This window comes from Roseburia sp. AF25-13LB (assembly GCF_003478915.1).
Lineage (GTDB): Bacteria > Bacillota > Clostridia > Lachnospirales > Lachnospiraceae > Roseburia_C > Roseburia_C amylophila.
Genome location: NZ_QUFO01000011.1, coordinates 23,378 through 49,439, shown reverse-complemented (window position 1 = coordinate 49,439; position 26,062 = coordinate 23,378). Strand labels below are relative to the sequence as shown.

29 protein-coding genes and 1 other annotated feature are annotated in these 26,062 nt (G+C 42.5%); of the genes, 3 read left to right on the top strand and 26 right to left on the bottom strand.

The annotated features are described in order from the left end of the window. Nucleotides 1-3: 3 nt before the first annotated feature. The 11 genes from rpmC to putP form a co-directional block, all read right to left on the bottom strand. Nucleotides 4-213 carry a 50S ribosomal protein L29 gene (rpmC, locus tag DWY37_RS13465; protein WP_022242783.1) on the bottom strand — a complete coding sequence of 70 codons (210 nt, stop codon included), beginning with the start codon at nucleotides 211-213 and terminating at the stop codon, nucleotides 4-6. Next, nucleotides 203-640 (bottom strand): 50S ribosomal protein L16, encoded by a 438-nt coding sequence (gene rplP, locus DWY37_RS13460; RefSeq protein ID WP_118541696.1) that lies wholly within the window; start codon nucleotides 638-640, stop codon nucleotides 203-205. The genes rpmC and rplP overlap by 11 nt, the downstream gene beginning before the upstream one ends. Beyond that, nucleotides 640-1,296, bottom strand: coding sequence for a 30S ribosomal protein S3 (gene rpsC, locus DWY37_RS13455; protein WP_117698349.1), 657 nt, complete (start codon nucleotides 1,294-1,296; stop codon nucleotides 640-642). Before rpsC ends, rplP begins: the two co-directional genes overlap by 1 nt. Before the next feature lie 10 nt (nucleotides 1,297-1,306). Then, nucleotides 1,307-1,693 carry a 50S ribosomal protein L22 gene (rplV, locus tag DWY37_RS13450; RefSeq protein ID WP_022242786.1) on the bottom strand — a complete coding sequence of 129 codons (387 nt, stop codon included), beginning with the start codon at nucleotides 1,691-1,693 and terminating at the stop codon, nucleotides 1,307-1,309. Between the two features lie 27 nt (nucleotides 1,694-1,720). Then, nucleotides 1,721-2,002, bottom strand: a complete 282-nt coding sequence (gene rpsS / locus DWY37_RS13445; protein WP_022242787.1) for a 30S ribosomal protein S19 — start codon at nucleotides 2,000-2,002, stop codon at nucleotides 1,721-1,723. Nucleotides 2,003-2,020: 18 nt separating this feature from the next. After that, complete coding sequence (gene rplB, locus DWY37_RS13440) at nucleotides 2,021-2,863, bottom strand: 50S ribosomal protein L2 (RefSeq protein WP_022242788.1); 843 nt, start codon at nucleotides 2,861-2,863, stop codon at nucleotides 2,021-2,023. A gap of 68 nt (nucleotides 2,864-2,931) precedes the next feature. Then, nucleotides 2,932-3,231: a 50S ribosomal protein L23 gene (rplW, locus tag DWY37_RS13435; RefSeq protein WP_022242789.1), complete on the bottom strand. Its 300-nt coding sequence runs from the start codon at nucleotides 3,229-3,231 to the stop codon at nucleotides 2,932-2,934. After that, nucleotides 3,231-3,851, bottom strand: a complete 621-nt coding sequence (rplD, locus tag DWY37_RS13430; RefSeq protein ID WP_022242790.1) for a 50S ribosomal protein L4 — start codon at nucleotides 3,849-3,851, stop codon at nucleotides 3,231-3,233. Before rplD ends, rplW begins: the two co-directional genes overlap by 1 nt. Before the next feature lie 27 nt (nucleotides 3,852-3,878). Beyond that, nucleotides 3,879-4,562, bottom strand: a complete 684-nt coding sequence (rplC, locus tag DWY37_RS13425; protein WP_022242791.1) for a 50S ribosomal protein L3 — start codon at nucleotides 4,560-4,562, stop codon at nucleotides 3,879-3,881. 92 nt (nucleotides 4,563-4,654) lie between these two features. Beyond that, entirely contained in the window at nucleotides 4,655-4,966 is a 312-nt protein-coding gene (gene rpsJ / locus DWY37_RS13420; protein WP_117698348.1) for a 30S ribosomal protein S10, read from the bottom strand. A gap of 410 nt (nucleotides 4,967-5,376) precedes the next feature. Continuing rightward, the gene (putP, locus tag DWY37_RS13415) at nucleotides 5,377-6,948 is read right to left on the bottom strand and encodes a sodium/proline symporter PutP (protein ID WP_118541694.1); all 1,572 of its coding nucleotides are present in this window, start codon (nucleotides 6,946-6,948) and stop codon (nucleotides 5,377-5,379) included. A 159-nt stretch (nucleotides 6,949-7,107) separates the two neighbouring features. Between putP and DWY37_RS13410 the strand changes: the two genes are divergently transcribed. The 3 genes from DWY37_RS13410 to DWY37_RS13400 all read left to right on the top strand — a co-directional run bounded on the left by DWY37_RS13410 (nucleotide 7,108) and on the right by DWY37_RS13400 (nucleotide 11,202). Then, the gene (locus DWY37_RS13410; RefSeq protein WP_118541692.1) at nucleotides 7,108-7,926 is read left to right on the top strand and encodes a hypothetical protein; all 819 of its coding nucleotides are present in this window, start codon (nucleotides 7,108-7,110) and stop codon (nucleotides 7,924-7,926) included. Nucleotides 7,927-8,118: 192 nt separating this feature from the next. Then, nucleotides 8,119-8,814, top strand: a complete 696-nt coding sequence (locus tag DWY37_RS13405) for a zinc ribbon domain-containing protein (protein WP_118056977.1) — start codon at nucleotides 8,119-8,121, stop codon at nucleotides 8,812-8,814. Between the two features lie 76 nt (nucleotides 8,815-8,890). Beyond that, nucleotides 8,891-9,121 (top strand) — a binding site (T-box leader). 86 nt (nucleotides 9,122-9,207) lie between these two features. Beyond that, on the top strand, nucleotides 9,208-11,202 hold the full coding sequence (locus tag DWY37_RS13400; RefSeq protein WP_117698344.1) for a 2-isopropylmalate synthase: 1,995 nt from the start codon (nucleotides 9,208-9,210) through the stop codon (nucleotides 11,200-11,202). A 174-nt stretch (nucleotides 11,203-11,376) separates the two neighbouring features. Here the strand turns inward: DWY37_RS13400 and DWY37_RS13395 are convergent, their stop codons facing one another. The 15 genes from DWY37_RS13395 to hydG all read right to left on the bottom strand — a co-directional run bounded on the left by DWY37_RS13395 (nucleotide 11,377) and on the right by hydG (nucleotide 26,033). Then, a complete protein-coding gene (locus DWY37_RS13395) occupies nucleotides 11,377-12,402 on the bottom strand; it encodes a LacI family DNA-binding transcriptional regulator (RefSeq protein ID WP_117947381.1) in 1,026 nt (341 codons plus the stop codon). A gap of 66 nt (nucleotides 12,403-12,468) precedes the next feature. Further along, a complete protein-coding gene (locus DWY37_RS13390) occupies nucleotides 12,469-14,277 on the bottom strand; it encodes a glycoside hydrolase family 13 protein (RefSeq protein ID WP_117947382.1) in 1,809 nt (602 codons plus the stop codon). Between the two features lie 17 nt (nucleotides 14,278-14,294). Next, entirely contained in the window at nucleotides 14,295-15,137 is an 843-nt protein-coding gene (locus DWY37_RS13385; RefSeq protein WP_118541690.1) for a sugar ABC transporter permease, read from the bottom strand. A gap of 1 nt (nucleotide 15,138) precedes the next feature. Then, nucleotides 15,139-16,038 (bottom strand): carbohydrate ABC transporter permease, encoded by a 900-nt coding sequence (locus DWY37_RS13380; RefSeq protein WP_118541688.1) that lies wholly within the window; start codon nucleotides 16,036-16,038, stop codon nucleotides 15,139-15,141. 4 nt (nucleotides 16,039-16,042) lie between these two features. After that, nucleotides 16,043-16,306 carry a hypothetical protein gene (locus tag DWY37_RS13375; RefSeq protein ID WP_147403600.1) on the bottom strand — a complete coding sequence of 88 codons (264 nt, stop codon included), beginning with the start codon at nucleotides 16,304-16,306 and terminating at the stop codon, nucleotides 16,043-16,045. Between the two features lie 38 nt (nucleotides 16,307-16,344). Further along, nucleotides 16,345-17,268: an extracellular solute-binding protein gene (locus tag DWY37_RS13370; protein ID WP_147403599.1), complete on the bottom strand. Its 924-nt coding sequence runs from the start codon at nucleotides 17,266-17,268 to the stop codon at nucleotides 16,345-16,347. 56 nt (nucleotides 17,269-17,324) lie between these two features. Then, entirely contained in the window at nucleotides 17,325-18,488 is a 1,164-nt protein-coding gene (locus DWY37_RS13365; RefSeq protein WP_158575690.1) for a starch-binding protein, read from the bottom strand. 337 nt (nucleotides 18,489-18,825) lie between these two features. Beyond that, the gene (locus DWY37_RS13360) at nucleotides 18,826-19,728 is read right to left on the bottom strand and encodes a TraX family protein (RefSeq protein WP_118544563.1); all 903 of its coding nucleotides are present in this window, start codon (nucleotides 19,726-19,728) and stop codon (nucleotides 18,826-18,828) included. A 119-nt stretch (nucleotides 19,729-19,847) separates the two neighbouring features. Next, nucleotides 19,848-20,279, bottom strand: coding sequence for a hypothetical protein (locus tag DWY37_RS13355; RefSeq protein ID WP_118541678.1), 432 nt, complete (start codon nucleotides 20,277-20,279; stop codon nucleotides 19,848-19,850). A 98-nt stretch (nucleotides 20,280-20,377) separates the two neighbouring features. Further along, on the bottom strand, nucleotides 20,378-21,127 hold the full coding sequence (locus tag DWY37_RS13350) for a DUF4367 domain-containing protein (protein ID WP_118541676.1): 750 nt from the start codon (nucleotides 21,125-21,127) through the stop codon (nucleotides 20,378-20,380). Continuing rightward, complete coding sequence (locus DWY37_RS13345) at nucleotides 21,124-21,666, bottom strand: RNA polymerase sigma factor (protein ID WP_118541674.1); 543 nt, start codon at nucleotides 21,664-21,666, stop codon at nucleotides 21,124-21,126. The genes DWY37_RS13350 and DWY37_RS13345 overlap by 4 nt, the downstream gene beginning before the upstream one ends. A gap of 39 nt (nucleotides 21,667-21,705) precedes the next feature. Then, complete coding sequence (locus DWY37_RS13340; RefSeq protein ID WP_118541672.1) at nucleotides 21,706-22,914, bottom strand: MFS transporter; 1,209 nt, start codon at nucleotides 22,912-22,914, stop codon at nucleotides 21,706-21,708. Further along, entirely contained in the window at nucleotides 22,911-23,387 is a 477-nt protein-coding gene (locus DWY37_RS13335; protein ID WP_118541670.1) for a YbaK/EbsC family protein, read from the bottom strand. Before DWY37_RS13335 ends, DWY37_RS13340 begins: the two co-directional genes overlap by 4 nt. A gap of 23 nt (nucleotides 23,388-23,410) precedes the next feature. Further along, nucleotides 23,411-24,601, bottom strand: coding sequence for a [FeFe] hydrogenase H-cluster maturation GTPase HydF (gene hydF / locus DWY37_RS13330; RefSeq protein WP_118544562.1), 1,191 nt, complete (start codon nucleotides 24,599-24,601; stop codon nucleotides 23,411-23,413). A 13-nt stretch (nucleotides 24,602-24,614) separates the two neighbouring features. Further along, nucleotides 24,615-26,033: a [FeFe] hydrogenase H-cluster radical SAM maturase HydG gene (gene hydG, locus DWY37_RS13325; RefSeq protein WP_117842320.1), complete on the bottom strand. Its 1,419-nt coding sequence runs from the start codon at nucleotides 26,031-26,033 to the stop codon at nucleotides 24,615-24,617. Between the last annotated feature and the right edge of the window lie 29 nt (nucleotides 26,034-26,062).

Below are 26,062 nucleotides of genomic sequence, written 5' to 3'. Positions count from 1 at the left end.
AAATTATTCAGCAACTTTTTCTTTCTGAGTAATAACGGTCTGGATTCTGGCAATATTCTTTCTAACTTCTTTGATTCTGCTCGTGTTATCCAGCTGATTTGTTGCGTTCTGGAATCTCAAATTGAAAAGTTCTTTTTTAGCTTCAACCAACTGCATTTTTAAATCAGCAGCGGACTGTGTGTTTAATTCTTCTAAATATTTACTAGTTTTCATTTGATTCACCGCCTTCTAAGTCTGCACGAGAAACCACTTTGCATTTACAAGGTAATTTGTGTGTAGCAAGACGTAATGCCTCTTTTGCAATCTCATCAGATACATCAGAGATTTCAAATAATACACGTCCTGGTTTTACTACAGCTACCCAGTACTCTAAAGTTCCTTTTCCGGAACCCATACGGGTTTCTGCTGGTTTTGCAGTTACTGGTTTGTCTGGGAAAATTTTAATCCAGACACGGCCACCACGCTTAATATATCTTGTCATAGCAATACGGGCTGCCTCAATCTGATTGGAACGAATCCAGCATGGTTCAAGTGCTACGATACCGTAGGAACCATTTGTAATTTTATTTCCTCTCATCGCTTTTCCGGCCATAGAACCACGGAACTGTTTACGATGTTTTACTCTCTTAGGCATTAACATTACTGAACTCCTCCTTCCTTATTTCCTTTTGTAGGAAGTACTTCTCCTTTATAAATCCAAACTTTAACACCGACTTTACCGTATGTGGTGTCTGCTTCAGCAAATCCATACTCGATATCTGCTCTTAATGTCTGAAGTGGAATAGTTCCTTCTGAATAGAACTCGGTACGAGCCATATCAGCTCCGCCAAGACGTCCGGATACGGATGCCTTAATACCCTTTGCTCCAGCTTTCATACATCTTCCCATGCAGGATTTCATTGCTCTACGGAAGGAAACACGGTTCTCTAACTGAAGTGCAATGTTCTCAGCTACTAACTGAGCATCTTTGTCTGGTCTCTTTACTTCTTTGATATCTACAACAAGTTTCTTGTCTGTAAATTTCTGTAATTCAGCTTTTACTTTCTCGATTTCAGCTCCGCCTTTACCGATTACAACGCCTGGCTTAGCTGTGTAAAGGATAACCTTTACTCTGTCGGATGCTCTTTCGATTTCAATCTTAGAAACACCTGCAGCATATAATTTCTTTTTCAGAAATGTTCTGATGTTATAGTCTTCTACTAAGAAATCAGCAAAATCAGATTCTGCGTACCATTTGGAATCCCAGTCTTTGATAACGCCGACTCTTAAGCCATGAGGATTAACCTTCTGTCCCATGTTTGCCCTCCTATCTTTCATTCAGCACAATTGTTAAGTGGCTTGTTCTCTTCTCGATTCTGTAAGCTCTACCCTGTGCTCTTGGTCTGATTCTCTTCATTGTTGGTCCTTTGTTTGCGTAGCACTCCTCAACATAAAGGTTTTCTGTGCTCATTCCGTTATTGTTCTCTGCATTTGCAATAGCAGATTTTAATAACTTCTCTATTACGCTTGATGCGTATCTTGGATTGTAAGTTACAATCGCAAGTGCTGTCTCAACATCTTTACCGCGGATAGCATCTAATACGAAACAAGCTTTCTGAACTGACATTCTTGCATAAGACAACTTTGCGGAAGGTCTAGTATCTTTTACTGCATTTCTTTCTCTCTTAATCTGACTTCTATGTCCTTTTGCCATGAGTGAAACCTCCTTTCAAAATTCTATTTATCTAACGCCTGATTTCTTCTCGTCTTTTCCATGGCCTCTGTAAGTTCTTGTTGCTACGAACTCACCGAGTTTGTGTCCAACCATATCCTCTGTGACATATACAGGAACATGTTTTCTTCCGTCATGAACAGCAATTGTATGTCCAACGAAGGATGGGAAAATTGTGGAACGACGTGACCATGTCTTGATAACTGATTTATCATTTGCTGCGTTCATAGCATCTACTTTTTTCAGTAAGCTTTCGTCTGCAAATGGTCCTTTTTTAAGTGATCTTGCCATTTTATTTCCTCCTATCTACTATTTAATAGCTCTGCCGTCTCTTCTTCTTACGATTAACTTGTTAGAAGCTTTTTTCTTCTTACGTGTCTTAAGTCCAAGAGCAGGTTTGCCCCAAGGTGTACATGGACCTGGACGTCCAACTGGTGCCTTACCTTCTCCACCACCATGTGGATGGTCATTCGGGTTCATAACAGAACCGCGGACTGTCGGGCGGATACCCATGTGACGTTTACGTCCTGCTTTACCGATATTTACAAGGTTGTGGTCACCGTTACCGATTACACCAATGGATGCACGGCAGTTCAGAGGAACCATTCTCATTTCTCCTGAAGGAAGACGAAGTGTTGCGTATTTTCCTTCTTTAGCCATCAACTGTGCGCTGTTACCTGCAGAACGTACTAACTGTCCGCCCTTGCCAGCGTATAACTCAATGTTGTGTACCTGGGTACCTACCGGGATGTTCTCCAGTGGTAAGCAGTTTCCAACTCTTACTTCTGCTTCTGCTCCGTTCATAACAGTCATTCCGTCTGTTAATCCTTCTGGAGCAAGGATATATGCTTTCTCGCCATCTGCATAACTGATTAAAGCGATGTTAGCTGTTCTGTTTGGATCGTACTCGATTCCGATTACAGTTGCCGGGATACCATCTTTTCTTCTCTTGAAGTCGATGATTCTGTATTTTCTTCTGTTTCCACCACCCTGGTGTCTTACTGTAATTTTACCCTGATTGTTACGACCGGAGTTCTTCTTTAAAGAAGTTGTAAGGGATTTCTCAGGAGTCTTCTTTGTGATTTCAGAGAAATCAGATCCAGTCATATTTCTTCTGGAAGGTGTATATGGGTTGTATGTCTTAATTCCCATTGTTTTTCTCCTTTCAATAAATAAGTTTATTATCGCACTTTTCTGTGCCTAGCTGAGTTTCCCGGATTTTACAGTCCGGAGAAAATCTCGATATCTGCACTATCTTCTGTTAACTGAACGATAGCTTTCTTTGTTTTTGCAGTTTTTCCAACTACAGCACCACGTCTTTTGTTCTTGCCCTCCTGGTTCATTGTGTTAACCTTGGCAACCTTAGCGCCTTCGAACATTTTCTCAACTGCTTCTTTGATCATGGTTTTGTTAGCTTCCGGATGTACTAAGAAAGTATATTTCTTTTCTCCCATAGCTGCCATACTCTTCTCAGTTACTACTGGTTTGAGGATTACATCATAATACTGTACGTTTGCCATTATGCATACACCTCCTCGATTTTTTCAACAGCAGCCTTTGTTGCTACTACTGTGTCATATTTCAATACATCAAATACGTTCATTTCGCTGGTCTGTGTTGTCTTAACAGTTGCAATGTTTGCAGCGGATTTGATTACGTTTGTATCCATATCGCCTAAAATAACTAATGCTTTGTCTGCTTTCAGATTGTTCATAACCTCTGCGAATTTCTTTGTTTTGATTTCGTCTAATTTCAGTTCATCAACAACGATGAATTTATTTTCCTGAACTTTAGATGTTAAAACAGATTTTAAAGCTGCTCTCTTTTCTTTCTTGTTTAATTTGAAAGAATAGTCTCTTGGTACTGGAGCGAATACTGTACCACCGCCAGTCCACTGTGGAGATCTTGTTGAACCCTGTCTTGCATGACCAGTTCCTTTCTGTCTCCAAGGTTTTCTTCCGCCACCGGATACTTCAGAACGTGTCTTAGCTTTCTGAGTTCCCTGACGATTGTTAGCTAACTGCTGAACTACTGCCATGTGTACCAGATGTTCGTTAATTTCTACACCGAATACAGCATCGTTTAAGTCCATATTGCCAACTTCTTTGCCTTCCATATTATAAACAGATACTTTAGCCATCTGTGTGTTCCTCCTTTCTTAAATGCACTATTTTGCTGCTTTTACTGATTCTTTGATTGTTACTAAAGCTTTCTTAGGTCCTGGAACAGCACCTTTGATTAAAAGCAGGTTGTTCTCTGCGTCTACTCTTACAACTTCAAGGTTCTGAGTTGTAATCTTAACGCTTCCCATATGTCCCGGCATTCCTTTGCCCTTGAATACACGGCTAGGTGTAGAACAGGAACCATTGGAACCCTGATGACGATGGAATTTAGAACCGTGAGCCATAGGTCCTCTATGCTGACCAAGTCTCTTAATAGCGCCCTGGAATCCTTTACCTTTAGAAATTGCAGTTGCGTCTACATGATCGCCTTCTGCAAAGATATCTGCTTTGATTTCATCTGCAAGATTATAATCAGCTGCATTTTCAAGCTTGAACTCTCTTACAAATCTCTTTCCAGACACACCAGCTTTTTTGAAATGTCCCATTTCAGCTTTGTTTACGCCATGTCTGTTTCTGATTTCTTTCTTACCGTTGGCATCTTTGTTTACAACTTTTTCTTTCTTGTCAACAAAACCAACCTGTACTGCACTGTATCCGTCGTTTTCAACAGTTTTAATCTGTGTTACTACACAAGGACCAGCCTGTAATACAGTTACCGGCACTAATACGCCGTCTGCATTGAAGATTTGAGTCATTCCGACTTTTGTTGCTAAAATTGCTTTCTTCATTATCTTTCCTCCTGTTTTTTCTACAGCGGAACGGTTTCCCGTTCATCCTAGAAAGCCTTGCGGCCCCTCAGGATTTACTACTTGTTTTGACTTTATTTCATTTTGATATCGATGTAGACACCAGCTGGCATTTCTAATCTTGATAATGCATCAACTGTTTTCTGTGTCGGAGCAATGATATCAATCAGTCTCTTATGAGTTCTCTGCTCGAACTGTTCTCTGGAATCTTTGTACTTGTGTACTGCTCTAAGAATGGTAACTACCTCTTTCTTAGTTGGCAGCGGCACCGGTCCGCTCACCTGTGATCCATTTTTCTTTACAGTCTCGATGATTTTTTTTGCTGATGAATCTACTAATTCGTGATCATAAGCTTTCAATGTGATTCTCATTACTTGACTTGCCATAAAAAAAGTCGCCTCCTTTTCGCACTTTAATTCAGTACGACAAGCGGTGACTGTACACTTCTCCGTGTGTGTCATAAGCTTTACACACGTTGTTTCTACCTCTGTAGACCATATTCGTGATACAGTGACTTGTCGCCAGTTTCCTAACTTGACATTCGCTCCACGGAAAACCTGCCACAGTGGGCAGCAACCTCACGCTTCTACGCTATCAATGTCACAGTAAGGATTATTATACACGACAGGTTACGCTTTTGCAATACTTTTTTTAGAAAAATTGTATTTTTTTGTGTACAATCCATTTCCTATCTTTTTTACGGTATTTTTCACTTCTGCCTTGTTTTTTCATTATAAAAAGCTGTTTACTTGCCGGCATCCTTTTGCCATTGCAAATAAACAGCTTTTCTTTTCTATTATAATTCTATGCTCTTGTCAGCAACATCTGCAAATTCTTTCTGCATTTCCTCGCTTGGTGCTTTGGTGCAAAGACTCACAATTACGATACAGATTAAACTTAAGAAGAATCCTACCAGAAGGGAATAGATTCCGGTTCCGGTTCCAAGTGTTACCATGGCACCGTCTGCGTTTTTCATCAAAGGAATATAATCCCAGATGATAACTACCAGACCGCCGGATATAATTCCTGCAATTGCTCCCGGTTTGTTCGTACGCTTCCAGAACAGGGATAATACTACCAGTGGTCCAAATGCAGCGCCAAATCCTGCCCATGCATTGGATACCAGTCCCATAATGGAGTTGTTCGGATTCAGTGCAATAATATAAGCAATAATCGCAACTACCACTACGGTAATACGACTGACCATAAGAACCTTTTTATCACTTGCTTCTTTATTTACTACACCTTTGTATATATCTTCTGATACGGAAGATGCGGTTACTAAAAGCTGTGAATCTGCAGTAGACATAATTGCTGCAAGGATTCCGCACAGGAAGATTCCCGCAACAAACGGCAACGCATACTGCTTCGTAAACAAATGTGTAATCATATTAATGAATACATTTTCCGCAGAATCTGCCCCGGCGCTTCCAAGCACTTCCGGATACAGGTACGCTCTTCCAACCACACCGATGATGCAGGCAAAGGTTAAGGATAATGCTACCCAGACAATTGCAATACCTTTGGATTTATTTAATTCTTTCTGGCTCTTTACCGCCATAAATCTGGTCAGGATATGAGGCATTCCGCAATATCCCAATCCCCATGCGAGCTGTGAAATAATATCGATGGCACGATATGGCTCTCCACCATTCTGCCAGAGGCTCATATAGGAATCGCTTCCTCCTGCTACTCCGCTGGCATCTAAAAGTTCTCTTAATCCGCCATTGCCACTTACCACCGCATATGCCATCAGAGGCACTGCAAGAAGTGCAACCAGCATCAGCATTCCCTGGATAAAGTCTGTTACACATACTGCCATAAAACCTCCCATGAAGGTATACAGTAAAATAACAACTGCACCGATGGTTAAAGCTATAGTATAATCAACACCGGTTACTGCATGGAACAATTTTCCGCCTGCTGCAAATGCAGATGCAGTATATACCAGGAAGAATACGACTATTACTATAGAAGAAATACACAACAACACATTCTTCTTATCATGGAAACGATTCTGGAAATACTCCGGTAAAGTCAGGGAGTTATTGGCACGGATGGTATATCTGCGCAGTCTTCCGGAAATAAATATCCAATTGCAGACCGTTCCAATAAACAGTCCAATAGCAATCCATGCCTGACCGGTTCCAAATGCATATACCGCACCCGGAAGTCCCATCAGAAGCCATCCGCTCATATCAGATGCCTGTGCGCTTAATGCTGCCACCCAGCCGCTTAAGCCTCTTCCTCCAAGAAAATAATCTTCTGAATTCTTTGTACTTTTCATATATTTCGCACCTATGGCAATCATCACACCCATATATACCACAAATGCCGCAAGAATCCACAGCACGTTACTGTTAAACATAAAATGTCCTCCTCTTAAATTACTTAATATTTAGAATAGCAATTGTTTGTTTTGTTGTAAAGTCTTATTTTATTTTGCCGATATTATTTATATAGAAGATTCTCATAAACGGCATATGTGAAAATGGATTTTCACAGAACTTTTCAAGGAGGAAAAGATATGAATCTCAAACTCGAAAACTCACTTGTGGTTCTTTCCCAACGCAAGAAGGAACAGGGGCTCCCGCAGCGACCTACCAAAAAAGAACGGAACCAGGAGCTGACCCAGGAGGAACGCCTGTTACAGCATTATCAGGAACAGATTTCCCAGATGCACGAAAGTAATTTCCAGCAGGAGCTTCAGGCAAAATTAGATTCCGGTCAGGAATTAACTCCGGAGGAAGAACAGTATTTAGAAAAAGTCAATCCGGATGCCCTAAAAGAACATGAAAAGCTAAAGGAAGAAGTGGCAGCTTACCGTAAACAGCTTCAAAACTGCCGTACCAAAAAGGACGTTGAGAAGCTAAAACTCTATAAAATGGGGCAGTTTATGTCTGAGGTTAAGACGGTTTCCAATGACCCCCACATTCCAAAAGCCAAGAAAAAGGCTATGTTAGAGCAGATTTTAAAGCGCACCTATGCCATTGAAAAAGAACACAATGATTATACCAAGACGCCGGAATATCAGGCAAAACCGGACAAAGAGCCTTACGAAGATGTAAGTCCAGCCGATAAGGATAAAAGTTCTGCCGATTCAACCGATGCAACGACATCCGATTCTACCGATAATGCAGAAATCTCTTCCGGTTCAGATTCTGCCGAAGAGTCTGTGGGTGCAGCGGATGATGGCTCAGATAAGCACACTGCCAATTTGGTCAAAGCAGAGCATGACGATAAGTCTGGTGAAGAACCTGTCACTGCTCAGTCTGTACGACGCGAAATTAATATCCATCTTTCCGGGCTACGCAAAAAAGCAGCTCATATTGATGCCAGCGTGTAAGGCAGATGGGGATTTCTTCTTATTTTATTGTTTACAGATATCAGGAAAACAGATAGAATGATATGATATAGGTGATTCGATGATATTTTAAGGTTTTTGAGAGAAAGATGATTTCATTCTGTCAACGACCTGAATACAATACATCTGCATTACCTTATATAATATAATGAATACAAAAGGGGGAGACATTTTATGCAATGTCAATCATGCGGAACACAATATCCAGATAACTTTAGAACCTGCCCGAACTGCGGTGCACCGGCTCCAATGCCAAACCAGCGTCCATACAACGGACAGCCAAATCCTTATAATGGACAGCCCCAATTTAATAACGCTCAGCAGAACCCTTATAATGGACAGCCTCAGTTTAACAATGCTCAGCAGAACCCTTATAATGGACAGCCTCAGTTTAACAATGCTCAGCAGAACCCTTATAATGGACAGCCTCAGTTTAACAATGCTCAGCAATATCCTTATGGCAATCCATACGCTGCACCGAATCAGGTTCCACAGGGAATGAGTAAACACGATTTCTATCATTCTCCACTCTGCAAGAAATACAGAGGAAATATTATTGCTTCTTCTGTTATCATTTATATATGTGTAGGAATTAATCTGCTTCTTATTGCTTTTTTACATAATTATACCTCACTGATTGATGCTGCAATTATGCTCGGACTCGGACTTGCTATTCATCTTGCGCAGAGCCGTGTATGCTCCATTTTACTTTGTGTCTATGGCGTCATTAATACCATTTTCGTATTCCTTTCGTCGGGAGAGTTTGGCGGATGGCTGATTCTTGTGGCAGCAATTTATGCTATTGTGGCAACTTTCCAGTATCAGGGTGCTTGGAATAAATATAGCAAGAGTGGTCAGATTCCTTATTAAAATATATCAATATAAATGATTAAATTTAATCATACACAAATGTACTTTTTTGTGTTAGTATTACCAAAGACATTTGAAAAAGGCTATGAAAAGGAATAGTAACTGTCAGGAATTCTCTCAGAAAGCCGCCGGTTGATGCAAGACGGCAGAAGGAATACAGTGAACTCGCCTTGAAGCTGCCGGCTGAACCCTATAGTAGGTCGCGACGGACTCCCACCGTTACCCGGGAATAGCATGATAGTGCTAATGAGTGCATGTAACAACATGAAACAGAGTGGTACCGCGAAGGTTTTCTTTCGTCTCTATGATTCATCTTCGAATGATAGAGACGGAAGATTTTTTTTACGCAGGTTACGCTGCAACATAATCAGAATATTTTTTTGGAGGTTCAATATGAAAGGATACGAAAAATATCAGCGTGCATATTTTATGCCGCCTGAATGTACTTATGACTGGGTAAAGAAGGATTATATCGACAAGCCGCCTATCTGGTGCTCCGTTGATTTACGTGATGGCAACCAGGCTCTGATTGAGCCGATGAGCTTAGAGGAAAAGCTGCAGTTCTTTGAAATGCTGGTTAAAATTGGTTTCAAAGAAATTGAAGTTGGTTTCCCTGCTGCTTCCGAGACAGAATACAACTTTATGCGCGCCTTAATCGACCGCAATATGATTCCGGACGATGTTACCGTCCAGGTTCTGACCCAGGCAAGAGAGCATATCATCAAGAAAACCTTTGAAGCGGTAAAAGGTGCTCCGCACGCAGTCATTCATCTTTACAATTCTACCTCTGTTGCACAGCGTGAGCAGGTATTTAAAAAGAGCAAAGAGGAAGTAAAACAGATCGCCATTGACGGGGCAAAGCTTTTGAATAAACTGGCTTCTGAGACCGAAGGTAACTTCTCCTTCGAATACAGCCCGGAAAGTTTCCCGGGAACTGAAGTGGACTATGCCGTGGAAGTCTGCAACGCAGTACTTGATGTATGGCAGCCAAAGGCTTCTAATAAGGCAATCATTAATATTCCAACCACTGTTGAAAATGCAATGCCGCATGTATTTGCCACTCAGGTAGAATACATTCACAAGCATTTGAAATATCGTGATGCCGTAACACTTTCCCTGCATCCACACAATGACCGTGGCTGCGGTGTCTGTGACGCAGAGCTTGGTATTCTTGCCGGAGCCGACCGTATCGAAGGAACTCTTTTCGGTAATGGAGAGCGTACCGGTAATGTAGATATCATCACACTTGCCATGAACATGTTCTCACACGGCGTTGATCCGAAGCTTAACTTCTCCAACCTGCCTGCAATCCGCGAGAAATATGAAAACTTTACCAGAATGCACGTTTACGAACGTCAGCCATATGCCGGTGATCTGGTATTTACCGCTTTCTCCGGTTCCCATCAGGATGCCATTGCCAAAGGTATGGCATGGCGTGAAGAGAAAAAGCTCAACGAGTGGTCTGTCCCTTATCTTCCGGTTGACCCAATGGATGTGGGCAGAACTTACGATTCTGACGTTATCCGTATCAACAGCCAGTCCGGTAAAGGTGGCGTAAACTACATTTTGAAACAGAACTTTGGCATTTCTCTGCCAGAGAAAATGCGTGAGGAAGTCGGCTATCTGGTAAAACATGTTTCCGATGAAGAGCACAAAGAGCTGTCTCCACAGTGGGTATATGAAATCTTTGAAGATAAGTATGTAAAACGCCAGCCTTACTTCCAGATTGAAGAATGCCACTTCAAACAGGTGGATGGTATTATGGCAGAAGCTACGATTGTTCATGGTGGGCAGAACCGCCTGGTAAGCGCCAACGGAAATGGCCGTCTGGATGCTGTCAGCAACATTATCAAACAGTACTTCGGCATCAGCTATGAGCTGTCCATATACGAAGAACACGCTTTGAGCCATGGTTCCTCTTCCAAGGCTATGTCCTATGTAGGAATCACCTGCTATGGTCAGATGTACTGGGGTGTTGGTATCGACGACGATATCATCAAATCCTCTATCAGCGCACTGGTTGTTGCAGTAAATCAGGTTCCTTCCATAAAATCCAGTGTTGAGATTCAGGATAAGCGCTTAATGGAAATGAAGAATTACATTCAGACAAACTACCAGACCGTCACCTTAGAGGATATGGCAAAACAGTTCCACCTCTCTGAGCCGTACATTTCCAAATATATTAAGGAAAAATCCGGTCAAACATTCGTTGAACTGGTTCAGGGTGTCCGCATGAAAAAAGCAAGAACTCTTTTAAAGAACGGAAATATGACTGTTGAAAACATTGCATACTCCGTGGGTTATCAGAATGTAGAGCATTTCAACCGCCTCTTTAAAAAGAAATACGAGATGACACCGGTACAGTACCGCAATTCCTGTAGTAAATAAATCTTGATTTAAGAATTTAATTAAAGAAACACGCTTAGACCTTGTACTAAAAAAGTACTCGGACTAAGCGTTTTTTCGTAGTTTCTATCTTCCCGGCAAACTGTTATTTCCAACCGGCCATCGGGTCTGATTAACTGCCGTATCTGATTGCAGCGATATCAGTCAGCTACGATATCAGGTCGACTGCCTTACAATCAATGTCGGGATTGTAATATAAGACTGGGCATACAGATTCGGTTTTCTGATTTTCTGGAGGATGTATTTTCCCGCCTGTATTCCCATGTCATACATATCAATATTTACTACGGTCAGCTGCGGCTTCAATATCTGTGAAAATGGATAATCATCAAAAGTAATGACCCTGATATCCGAAGGTATCTCTATTCCGGCATGATGTAATGCATTGACGCAGCCATAGGCAATGTAATTGTTGGCACAGATAATGCCATCCGGTCTTACTTTATTGGAAAGAATCTCTTTGGTCATCTCATATCCACTGTCACATTGGGATTCCCCTCGCTGCACATAATCTTTCGGCACCAGCACATCATGCTCATTCAGAACCGACAACACGCCGTCCAGACGGTGCATGGAAATCTTATCCTCTTCCGTTCCACCAATAAATGCAAGGGACTGACAGCCCTGCTCCAGCAGATGTTTCGCTGCCAGCTCACCCGCCAGGCGGTTATCAATATCAATCCAGCAGAAATGGCTGGTAAAGTTAGGATTGCCAATCACTAGATGTGGAATGGATTCCTGAAAAATCATTTCATCCAGTTCTTTGGAAATTACAGCCGCATGAATGATATAGCCGTCTGCCGCCTTCTCTTCTGCTGCTTTGTGGATATAATCCCTCGCTTCTACAGATGACATATTCTTTATCACAAGGCTATAGCCCTTTTCCGTTAAGACATGCTCCATTCCGCATACCATTTCAAACATATGCGGGTTGGCAAATCCTGCATTCTTCCCCAGCGAGGTCACAAAGACAATGGTCTTTGTAGACTGTGTGACAAAATTTCTCGCCCGGAGATTCGGATGGTAATCCAGTTCCTGCATGACCTTTTTCACCCGGTCTATGGTCTCCTGAGAAATGGAATAAGAGCCGTTCATAACCTTTGAGACCGTTGCCGTAGACACTCCCGCCTGCTTTGCCACATCCTTAATCGTAACCGCCATTTTCTGTCCTTTCTGCGCCAAAATAATTTTCCGCCATCATATCTGCATGCTATTGCCCGATATCCTGTTACCATGCAATGCGTGCTATCACTCTTCCACTCTGCCTTTTATTATTACATAACCGTAGCCGTCTAATTTGCTTCCCAGCAGTCCATGCACCAACAGAATCTCACTCTGTCCACTGCCCGACTCTGCCAGAAATGCCGCAACGTCCATCGGTTCTTCATTCCTGTTTATCATAACACGAATCCGCTCTGTAGCACTATATCTTTCATAAATGTAGAGTCCGCCTTTTTCCTGGGTGTAAACCGTACGGAAATCACCTCTTCGCAGCAGTTCTTCTTTCCTGCGTAACTGAATCAGACTCCGCATAAAAGTAAAAAGAGAATCGGGCAAATTCTGTTCAAAGGATTTCTCCCGGAGTTCTTTTTCTTCCGTGGCTTTTGCTTTGCATGCCTGTTTCCATGGCATTGCCTGCCGGTAGTCCGCCTCTTCAATTCCGGTTATGCCAAGCTCATCACCATAGAAAACGGACGGCATGCCCGGAAATGTCATCTGGAAAATCAGTGCCAGCCGGTACTGCCATTCATTTTCATTGCAAAGGGAATAGAACCTGCTCACATCATGGCTGTCTAAGAGATTTAACTGTGCAAACACGGTCTGTTCCCGGTAACGCATCCGCATATTTGTAACCCGGCTGTCAAATGCTGCGCTGCTGATGCTCTCTTCTCCAAAGAAGCGTTTACAGTGTTTCCGAAAATCATAATTCATCGTTGAATCAAATATGGTTCCATCCAGCCAGTGATTGGCAGTCTCCCAGACTTCACCGATTAAGATTGCCTCCGGGTTGACTTCTTTTACTTCCCGGTAGAATCTGCGCCACAGGGCATCATTAATCTCACTTGCCACATCTAACCGCCAGCCATCTGTGTGAAATTCTTCCACCCAGTATCGCCCTACTTTGCAGATAAAATCTGCCACTTCCGGGTTTGCCGTATCAAGCTTTGGCATCATCCGCTCGTAACCGAAGCATTCGTAATTCGGATACTCCTCCGGGTCTTTGGGGCGGATAACCGGGAATTGCAATCCATAGAACCAGCCCTTTTTATCGGATGCTTCGCCTTTCTGCACCACATCCTCAAATGCCGGAAAATGCCAGCCGCAATGGTTAAATACGCCATCAATAATCACCCGGATTCCGTTGGCATGGAAGGTGTCCACCAGATCTTTAAAATCATCATTTGTTCCAAAGCATGGGTCAATGTGAAAATAATCCAGCAAATCATATTTATGATATTCGCCTGCTGCAAATATCGGATTAATGTAGATGGCATTGACGCCAAGGTTTTTCAGGTAATCCACATTTTCGGTAATGCCCTTAAGACAGCCTCCCAGCTTTCCTCTTACCACATTTCCTTCAAAGGCGGCTTCTGTTGGCTTGCCGCTGATATACGTTTTTCCTGTAGCAAAGCTGTCCGGAAAAATGTTGTAAATAACGGCATCCTTCGCCCACTCCGGCGGTCTTACAATGTCTGCTCTGTGATTAAAAGGAAGCTGGTAATATTCGGAGCGGTCATCCACCAGTTTTGCACTGAAGCAGTCTCCGTAATAATAAATTTCTTCCGTCCCACTTTCCAGCCTGAAATAATAGCACAGCCGCTTATAGGGGCGCACCAGTTTCACCTCATAATAGTCAAATAATTCACTGCCTGCCACCACATGCATTTCTGCTTCCGTGAAAATTACCGGTGTCAGGCGGCATGCCCGGTCTCCGAAATACAACCTGCAGCGTTTGATATCATCTTTGGCTGTACGGAGCCGGATTGTCACATGCTCTTCGTCTGTTCCATATGCATACTGTGACATGGGTATATGTAAAATTGCACTTTTGTTCATTCTCTGTCCAGCCTTTCTTAACCTTTTACACCTCCGGAGGTCAGTCCGGTTGTCATATTTTTCTGAAGTGCAAAGAACACAATCAGAATTGGTATCGATACCACAATGGACGCTGCCGCAAATATCGGCCAGCTTCCGCTCATTTCCGTTGCCTGCAGGGAATATAAGCCTGCTGCTAACGTATAGGTATCGGAACCTGTCATAAAATTGATTGCAAAAATGTATTCATTCCATACATAGATAAGCACCATCATGGCTGTTACTGCGATGGTCGGTTTTGCAAGCGGCAGTACGATTCTCGTCACAAGCTGCACCGGTGTTGTACCGTCAATCATTGCCGCCTCTTCAATTTCTACCGGAATCGTGTCAAAATATCCTTTCATATTCCACAGGGCAAATACTGCCATGGTTCCCGTGTATACAATAATCAGACCCGTTCTGGTATTAATCAGTCCCATGGGTGACAGCAGCTTATACAGCGCTGTCATAGAAAGCAGGGATGGAAATGCATAGAGCAGTATCAGTGTCCGAAGGATTGCTTTTCTGCCCGGAAATTTCTTTCTGGAGAAAACATATGCCGCCGGAATTCCTGTTCCAAGGGAAATGCCAAGGGTTACTACTGCTAATATCAGACTGTTTTTCAGCCACAGCATAATCGGTTTTTCCGTAAATACTGCTTTATAATTTGCCAGGGTGAAATGCTTCGGAAGGAAAGAAAAATTTGTACTCAATAAGCTGTTATCCGCATTTAGGGACACGGAAAATGCATACAATACCGGCACCAATACCACAAAGCAAAGCAGGATAAGAAAGATATTTGCAAAGACGAGTCCAATATTTTCTCTGGTTCGTTTCTTCATGTTAGTCCGTCTCCTCCTTTGGCTTCATATTGGTCAGCACAGAAAATACAATCAGAATGACAAATATTATCATGGAAATTGCAGAACTGTAGCCGTAATTGTTCGTTATAAATGCCTTTTCATAGGCATAGGTCAGGATTGTCTGCAGATTCGAACCGGTCTTGGCACCCACCTGCTGTGTCAGCAGGAACAGGATATCAAACTGCTTAAAGGTGGTAAATGTTGTAATTACAACCGATGGTGCAATGATTGGCTTAATCATCGGAATCGTAATATACCACATTTTTTCTAACCAGGTTGCTCCGTCCAAAACAGCACTTTCGTAAAAGCTCTTTTCAATACTCTGCAATGCACCGTCCATAATCGTTATCATAAATGGAAGTGCCAGCCAGAGGTTTACGGTGGTACAGCATAAAAATGCCATACCATCGCTGCCCAGCCATTTTACCGGCCCGATGTTGTACTTTGCCAGCCACTGATTGAGCAAACCGAACTGGGAGTTAAACATTCCTGTTTTCCACAGAAGAATGGATACATAGCCCGGCATTGCCCAGGGGAAAATCAGCAGTGTCTTATATAGATTTCTCAGGCGGAGCCGCTTTAGGTTCAGCAGATTTGCCAGTAAGAATGCTATGATAAGCTGCAACACCATGTTTACAATTGTCCATAAAACCGTTACCAGAAATGCCTGTATAAAGCCATTATCCAGCACCAGCAGGGCATCCTTATAATTTTTCAGTCCAATCAGTTCATAATTATTCCAGTGATACACATTCATATTGGTCAGTGAAATGTACCCGGTATACAGGATTGGAAAGATTACGATGAGCAAAATCAGTATCAGGGATGGTGCCGACCAGGAATAGGCAAACAGGATTTCTTTTTTCTTATTTTTCTTCAATTTGTTACCTCATACTTTCAATCAACTGCAACGCCTCCTGCTGCGCCGCCTCTGCACTTTCCGTCACATCTTTTCCACTCATGTTGACATCTGTCAGCAAATTACCAACAACCGTCCACATTACATCCATTTCCGGAATATTCGGCATCGGTACTGCATGTTCTGCGGTATCGTGCATTGCCATAACCACTTCATCTGATGTGATTTCATCCATTTCATAGCAGCTTTCCATCGCCGGTGCACAGCCGCTTGCTTTTGCAAGATCCACCTCTACTTCCGGATCCATCAGGGCACGAAGTACTTTTTCTACCGCATCCTTCTTATTTTCTGCGCATTTTTCAGCACATGAATTCCCTGCACTCCCATATATGGAGAAATCGGATTTCCGGTCTCGTCAATTACCGGCATTGCTGCCACGCCAACGTCCATTCCGCTTTCTCTTACGGTTGGCACCAGCCAAGGCCCTGCAATGGTAGAATGTGCCATACCTTCTTTAAACAGGGTATTTACCGTTGCATACTCCGTCTCTCCCGGCATCAAATCCACAAATTTCTTGTGATATTCCAGGGCTGCAATGGTTTCTTTGGAATCCAGCCCCGGTGTGCCATCGGCTGAGAGAATCGTACCGTTAAAGCCATTGATCCAGCCTGCTGCATAGTATGGCGTACTGTGCTGTTCCACAAAGCCATAATGTCCGCCGGCAGTGTTATCCTGCATATATTGATACAGTTCTTCCGTAGTCTGCGGCACTTCATCATCCTTCATATAAAGCCGGTTATACATGAATAACAAAGTCTCGTAATAGACAGGAAGCTGATAGATTTCTCCCTTGTAGGTTGCTGCCTCTAAGGTATTATCCATATATACATCCAGCTCCTCTTCCGGGATAATGTCTGTAATCGGTGCAAGAATGTCCATCTCTGCATATACTCCAATTTTATCATGGGCAAAGAAATACATATCCGGTGCTGCTTTCGGGTCACTTCCCACCATCTTAAGGCTTTCTGTCAAATCACTTTTCTTCTCCAGCACAACATGTACATCCGGTTCCAGTTCCTCCAGTTTCTTCTGAAGGACTTCCGCCACTGCATCTTCTTTATCATGCCAGATTGTTATGGTAGTCTTATCCGTCTCTGACACGCTGTTTCCACCACAGCCGCTTAACAATCCTGCTGCCATGGTAAGTGTAAGTGCCATTGACATCAATTTACTTCTAACTCTTCTTCTCACTTCTGTCCTCCTGTCTTTTACTTGTGACTTTTTCTTGTTTCTTATTTATTTAATCTTTATTTATTTTTTGCATTTTTCTTCGCTACAACTATTATAATCACAACTGCTGCCGCAATAACTACAATACCGATTACGATTGGAGCAGTATTGTTGCTTCCTGTTTCTGCTGTCTCTGCCGGAGCTTCGGTTGCCGGTTCTGCTGCCGCATCTACCTGTGGCTCTTCATAGCTTACTTCAAAGTTATCGGCATCTTTTACCACAAGCCAGATATCCTTTCCTGTATCCACAGAAATATCACTGGTCTGAACACTTCCTTCATTTCCATTGACAATAATGGAATTTACCCAGCCCGGTACTTCTTTTATGAGCCATCCATTTTCGCCTTCTTCTAAGGCTTCGCCCGGCCAGGATGCAAATGCATTGGTTCCATCCGGTGCCGACCATGCCCAAAGGCAAGGTGCATCCCAGTCAGACGGTGTGATTACATGTACGGTTATATTTGCCACCTCTGCTTTATCCGGGTCTGTATAACTAAAATCTGCTTTTCCGTCTGCATCTACTGTTACCCAGACTTCTGCGGCATCAATAGAAATGTCATCGGTCTGAACACTTCCTTCGTTGGCATTGACAATGATAGAATTTACCCAGATTGGAGCTTTGGCGGTATACCAGCCGTTGTCATCCTGCTTCATTTCCATGCCCGGCCATGCTTCAAATGCGTTAGTTCCATCCGGTGCTGACCATGCCCAGAGGCAAGGATTTTCCCAGCCTGCATCTACTTTTGCATGGATTGCAAATTTCTCCACATATTCCAGTGTCTCACCGGTGGTCTGCTTGTCATAGGTTACTTCTGCATTATCTGCATCTGTTACGGTAATCCAGCAGTCTTTTTTTCCATCCAGTACCTGCTCTGCAGTCTGGACATTTCCATCATTGGCATTTACAATCACATGATTTACCCAGGTTGGAACCCAGATGTAATACCAGCCTTCATTTGCGCTGTCTGCTTCCATCTCTTCGCCCGGCCACGCCTCAAATGCATTATTTCCATCATCATCCCATGCCCAGACACATGGATTTTCCCAGTCCTGCGGCACCTGTACATATACTGCTTTCTTTGCATCCGTTGCTTCGTCTGCTTTTATTGTCTGCGGTATCATGGCTATCGTCAATACTGCCATAAAGCAAAATGCAATTATTTTTTTCATCACTTTACTCATAAACATTCCTCCTATACATCCTTCATCAGTATCTTCCAAAACAATCTGCGCGCTTTTTGTTTGATAAGCTGATTATATTTCACCCGAAATTGTCGGTCAATTCCTATTTAGGTAATCGTTTTCCCTTATTTTATGGTGATTTTTACTAATTTGTTTTGGATTTTTTGTAGATGTTTCACAGTGATTTCTTATCAATGTGCATAAAGAGGAAATTTTTGTGAATTATTAACGAAACAGTTTCCCTGTTGTTTCCTTAGCAGATACCGGAAAATGCAAGAAATACGCTTTGCGAATTTCTCGCAAAAAAGGTATACCGGCAGCAGCCGATATACCTTTCTTATTTATAATAACTTATACCATACAATACCAGAAATTGCAGCGGATATGCCGCATAAAACAGCCATTTAAAACTTTTTCCACGCTTTCCATTACATGCAAGCATGATTGGCAACGCACCAATCATCATCCATTGATAAAATTCCGTAACCATGGATAATTCCGATGTTCCAAGCGGAATCCCCGTGCTCCAGCTTCCCACATATATGATATCCGCTAATTTATGATAGCCCCAGAAAGAAAATCGATTCATTATCCGATACAGGATATCTCCTTCGCACATCAACAGATATGTTCCGCAAAATAGAATATAATACAGTGTAAGCTTCCACCTGTCCTCTACTGCACAATACAGCCATACTCCCAGCACAATAAAGAACACGCCGCCTTCCGCATCCCAGATTCCACCCAGTAGTGGGAAAATATAATTTGTCCGTAAGACTGTTTGCAACAGCGCATTACCGCGCCATATGTAATCAAACGCCTCTGCCAGAATTGCAAGTCCCATCACCATAGCCTGCCAGAAGATATATATCCCAATGTATGTAAAAAACTTTTTCTTCTCTTTCCGGTTTTCCCATATACAGATAAGCACGCCGGCGCAAAACAGGGTTGTAAATATATTATGATTTTTCGGTTGATACGCCACATAGTCCAGTTTTCTCTGCAGCATACACATAATCTGATTAAAAAATACCATTCCGACATTTGCCAGATATAGACGCAGCAGATATTTCTTTCGATTTCTTGTATGTTGGAACCCCACCGCCAGTGCATAGAAAAACAGCGGTGCCGCTAATCTTCCCAGCCACCGAAACCATATAGGCGAGTCCGGAAAGAACTCGCCTATATGGTCCATCAGCATCAAGATTAATGCTATGATTTTGATTGTGAATATGTTCATTTTTCATCCTCTGATATACCGATTTTACCGTCGATATAAATATTGCTCATGCCTCTCGTGCTTTTCTCCCGTATTTTTTGCTCATTCTTATATCTCGAAATAACTTTCTCCCTTTACTGCTAATAGGCAACTGTACTGCTATATGTTGTTATTGTTTCACCATTCACAGTATAAACTGCACGTACACGATAATTTCCTCTTGTGCCAGCGACGTAATTCTTAGTCAAATCCAAATTATAGCCCGTTGTAGAATCGAACCAGCTTGTTACATCCGACCATCTTGTACCTGACTGTCTCTGCAATGTCATAGTAATAGATATGGATGCCTTTATCTTTGCACTTACATTGGCTTTTGCAGTAAAGGTAGAGCCATTTCTAATCATATTCGTATAGTAAGATCCAATATTTGCATATCTTGCTTCTACTATTTTATCTACACAGCTATCTACACTCGCTCCATATACCACTTTACTACCACCAGTCATACATACACAAAGACACAATGCACAAAACATACCCAGGATTTTCTTTTTTAGCGCTTTTTCTTTCATTACAAAACCTCCTTTCCACCTGTTCTACTTATGTAACAACTGAAAAAGAGGTTTTATGACAATTTTTCCAATTTTTTAATTTTATTTTATTGCAAATACTACTTTACTGTTTCTGCTATCTTAACTAACTCTTCCTTTGTGAAATTTCCAACAATGATATAAAGGTACCTCCCATCTTCCCAAACTAGATTTCCTTTTTCTTCATCCAAGGCATTATCTGGAATAAAGTATCCTTCGCTATTCTTAATCATAACTTTCTGCTGTTCATTTCCGCTCGAACTAATGCCAAGATTATCCACTGTATCATTACACATCTGCTGATATAGCATACTTTTTCCATTTCTATTTACATATGTTTTTTGATATAAATGAAAATCTTCATAATACTCTTCTTGTTCTAACGTATACCCTTCCGGCACCCACTGCGGTTTCTTGCAGACAAATTCGAAATCTTCCTCTGAATCCGGTTCAGCACCAATCTCCATTGTGTTCTTCTCATTGCCCTCTATTGCCACCATTTCCAGATTCTCCGGTTCGCCCAGATTCAGTTGCACATGGTCGGTATAGCCGGTCAGAATATATTTTCCGAGCAGGCTCTGGAAAAAGCTTCTGCCCGTTACGGTTGTTCCAAGAAGTAATACCAGCACTGCCACAACCACAATGACGCGACGTCTGCCATGCACCGGATAAAGTGCCGGTATCGTATGTTTTCCCATGCCCGGTTGCAGCAGCTCTTTTATTTTCTTTCGGAATGTCCTTGAAAAGTGATGCTTTGGTGCAACCATTGCGCATTCGTAATCTGCCTCACACGCCGATGCAATGGCATCCTTCAGTTCCTGTTCTGTCATAATGAATTCCCCTTCTCTAACTTTTCCTGCAGCTTCTTCCTTGCCCTGCTGGAAATGTGTCTTGCATTGTCAACTGTTGTATCAAGAGCAGTTGCAATTTCTTCATAGCTCAATTCATTATAATATCGTAAATATAATACGTCCTTATATGGATATTTCATTCTGCCGATAAGTTCTGACATGCTGCTGCCATCCGGAAGTTCAAAGAATTCTCCGTCTCCCTGAGACTCCTGCAGCAGATTTTCAATCGTATCCTCGTCCATCTTGCTTTCGCGGTTCCGCCTACGATATACATTAATTGCTCTGCTCCTAACTATAGTAACAATATAATTCCACGCTTTATGACAGTTTTCACGAGAAATTTTATCTAAATTATTTATAATTGCAATATAGCTTTCCTGCACAGCATCTTCCGCATCTGCAGAATTCTTTAAAATTCCATATGCCACATGGTACATTGCAGAGTCAAACTGCTCACTCAACTTCCTGCAAAATTCCCTGTCCTCTTCATTTTCGATTAGTTCAAGTAACTGAAACATAACACGCTCCCATTTCCTCTGCTGTACTTTTTCCGACGCTTATGCCGTTTTCTTTGTTAAAAGTTCATGCATGATTACCATTACAACCAGTATTGCAAATAAATAGCACGGCAGCAGTGCCACAGAAATCCTGCTGGCAAGCACGCCAAACAGCGGCGGCATCGCCAATATTCCAATATAGGCAAATGCCATCTGCACACCAATGATTGCCTGGGATTTGTCTGCGCCAAAATGTGCTGGTGTGGAATGAATGACACAAGGATAAATCGGCGCACAGCCCAGTCCTATGAGAATCAGACCTGCCAGTGCCAATACATTGCTTCCCGGAAGCACCATTGCCATTATTCCAAGGACAATAATACTCTGTCCCAGCCGCACCATCTGTGTATCATTTAATTTCATTGTGATAAAGCCACTTATGGCGCGCCCAACCGTTATTCCAATATAAAAGAGACTTGCAAAGATTGCTGCTGTTTCGCTTGACACACCTTTATGTAAAGTCAGATAACTGCTTGCCCATAATCCGGCGGTCTGCTCCAGTGCGCAGTAACAGAAGAAGCAAAGCATCACTTCTTTGGCTCCTGCAATTTTTAAGATTTCACGGAGTGACAAAGCCCTTTCTGCTGTTGTGTCAGCTTTTTCTGATACATTCTCCAGTAACTGTTCCATTTCTGCATTCTGCAAATTTTCGGTCGTACTTTTCCGCCCTTTCCACAATGGAAGACTGAAAACAAGCACTGCAGTCAACACAACCTGAATGATTCCAATATATCGATAGCCCATATTCCAGCCCTGCCCCATGGAAAGTGCGATTCCCATGATGTAAGGACCTGCCGTTGCTCCAACACCCCACATACAATGGAGCCAGCTCATATGGCGGCTTTCATAATGTAATGCCACATAATTGTTTAAAGACGCATCTACACTTCCTGCACCAAGACCATAGGGAATTGCCCACAGACACAATGCCCAGAAGGAGTGGGAAAAAGAGAATCCAAACAAAGCCACCGCCGTTGCAGCTACGCTGATTGCAGTTACTTTTCCGGTTCCAAGCTTCTTCGTAAGTCTGTCACTTTGCAGGCTGGATACAATTGTTCCGGCGGATATAATCATGGAAATAATTCCCGCATAGGAAATCGGCACGCCAAACTGCTGATACATGGTCGGCCAGGCGGAACCAAGAAGGGAATCCGGCAGTCCCAGACTGATAAATGCAAGATAAATAATTGCCAGTAATAATTGTGTCATGCTTGCTGTTCCTCCTTGCAGATATTCACCCATTCCTGATATCCGGAACACTGTTCCAATTCCGGGATTGTCAGCTCAATGGCGCTGTTTCCACTGCCACATGCTGGAAATACTGTTTCAAATTTTTTCAGGCTTTCATCAAGATATACTTTTATACCATCATTGATTCCAAAAGGGCAGACTCCGCCAACGGCATGTCCGATATAGTCTTCCACCGCCGCTGCCGGAATCATTTTTGCTTTGGTTCCGAAGGTTGTCTTATATTTGTGGTTGTCGATTCTGGCATCTCCCGCAGTTACAATCAGAATCGGCTGTTCTCCCATCAGGAAAGAAAGCGTCTTTGCAATACGCTCCGGCTCACAATGAAGTGCTTCTGCTGCCAGTTCCACTGTCGCACTGGATTCTGCCAGCTCCATAATCCGCTCCTCCATTCCAAATTCTTTTAAATATGCTCGCGCGCGTTCGATTGACATAGTTACGCTTCCTTTCATCATTTCTAATAGCTGATTTTATCAAGAATTCCAGACAGATATGCAATGACAACACCATAGTTGCTCATTGGAACTTTCTGTTCTTTTGCACGTTCAATTCTCGTCATGACATATTTTTTATTAAACATACAGGCTCCGCACTGAATTATTAAATCATAATTAGATAAGTCTTTTGGGAAATCTGTTCCGCTGACGATATCCACTGTCAGTCCTGCTCCGATACGTTTTCTCAGCATATTCGGAATTTTCTCCCTGCCGATATCCTCTTTCAGTGGTGCATGGGTGCAGCATTCTGCAATCAGTACCTTTGATTCTTCCGTAAGACTGCTAATGGCTGCTGCGCTCTCTTTGTAGTAAGCGAAATCTCCCTTGTACTCTGCAAACAATACGGAAAATGAGGTCAGAAGACTTTCCTGCGGCTTCTTATCATATACTGTGCGGAAAACCTGGGAGTCAGTAATAATAAGCTTCGGTGGTCGCGCCAGCGCCGCCAGCGTATCCTCTAACTTATCCGTTGTGCAGCTCATTACCAGACATTTATGATCCAGCAAATCACGGATGGTCTGTACCTGTGGCAGAATCAGTCTGCCCTTTGGTGCCTGGATATCCTGCGGCATAACAAGAAGGATCAAATCTCCTTCTTCTACCAGTGCTCCGGTTATGGTTTCTTCACCATAATCATCCGGCACAAGTCTTATTAATTCTTCTTTAAATTTTTCTATATCTTCCTTGCTTTTCGAGCTGATAACAAGAATTTCCTGTTTTGTCTCTTCCTTAAGCTGTGCAGCTATAGCATCTGAACCGGTCAGAGTATCCGCCTTGCTCAATACACACAAAATCGGCGTATGTTTCTCTTTAAAATAACGGAACCATTCTAACTCTGCGCTATATTCTTCTCCTGAAAACAGCAATACTGCAATATCCGTTTTTTCTGCAGCTTTTTCCGTCTTCTCCACACGCATTTTTCCTAACTCACCCACATCATCAACCCCGGCTGTATCAATAAATACGCAGGGGCCGATGCCATGTACCTCCATCGCTTTGTAGACGGGATCCGTTGTCGTTCCCGCCACATCCGATACAATTGCTACCTGTTGTCCGGTAAATGCATTAATCAGAGAAGATTTTCCGCTGTTTCTTTTGCCATAAAAACCGATATGTATCCGGTTTGCACTTGGTGTTTCATTCAATGACATCGCTAAAGACCTCCTAGAATCTGAAATCGCGCTGTCCTTCCTCAATTTCTTTCAGATGACGTTTTGCAATTTCTCTTGTTTTTTCATTTGGTACTTTCTCTATCTCCTTAGCAATCAACGCTTCTCCGATTTTTCTGGTATCTTCAGAAGCATAATCAATCAAATATTCCTTCAATGTCATCAGCGCATTCGGATGACAGCAATTTAAAATCTGCTGGTTCTTACAAAGACTCATAAAACGGTCTCCTGTTCTGCCTTCCCGGTAACATGCCGTACAGAAACTTGGAATGTAACCCATATCCATCAGCCAGTGTACTACCTCATCCAGAGTTCTGGTATCGCTGACATCAAACTGCTCGGAACGCTCGTCTTCCGGCTCCGGATGATCATAGCCACCTACGGAAGTCTTGGAACCACCACTAATCTGGGATACGCCAAGGCGGATAACTTTCTCACGTACCGCCTGGCTCTCTCTGGTAGAAATAATCATTCCGGTATATGGAACTGCCACACGGATACATGCACAGATTTTTGCAAAAATATCATCACTGATTCCGTTATCGAATACATCCGGGTCAATGTCATCTGCACGTTTGATTCGTGGCACGCTGATGGTATGTGGTCCTACTCCATGCACTGCCTCCAAATGTTCTGCATGCATCAGAAGTCCTGCAAATTCATATTTATAAAGTTCCAGTCCAAAAAGTACACCTAAGCCAACATCATCGATGCCACCTTCCATGGCACGGTCCATGGCCTCGGTATGATATGCATAATCATGCTTTGGTCCGGTTGGATGTAATTTTTCATAGCTTTCTTTATGATAAGTTTCCTGAAAAAGGATATAAGTTCCGATTCCGGCCTCTTTTAATTTCCGGTAATTTTCTACGGTTGTTGCAGCAATATTTACATTAACACGACGAATTGCGCCGTTTTTGTGCTTAATGCTGTAAATGGTCTTAATACACTCTAAGATATATTCGATTGGATTATTCACCGGGTCTTCGCCTGCTTCAATTGCCAGACGCTTGTGTCCCATATCCTGTAATGCCGTTACTTCCTGACGCACTTCATCCTGTGTCAGCTTCTTACGGGCAATATGCTTATTTTTTCCATGGTACGGGCAATACACACATCCATTGATACAGTAGTTGGACAGATACAATGGTGCAAACATTACAATACGATTTCCATAGAAATCTTTTTTAATCTGTTCTGCAAGGTCATATACTTCCTGGATTTTCTCTTCGTTCTCGCAGGCCAGCAATACTGATGCTTCTCTGTGAGTAAGCCCTTTCCGTAATTTTGCCTTTGCAATGATTTCGTCAATAAGGGCAAGATTGTCCTTATTTGCCTCGGCATATGCCAGAGTCTCTTCAATCTCTTCGTGGCAGATAAATTCTTCTGCCTTTAATGATGCTTTGTTATACATAATGTTTCCTTTCTTCCGGGTCAGAAGCT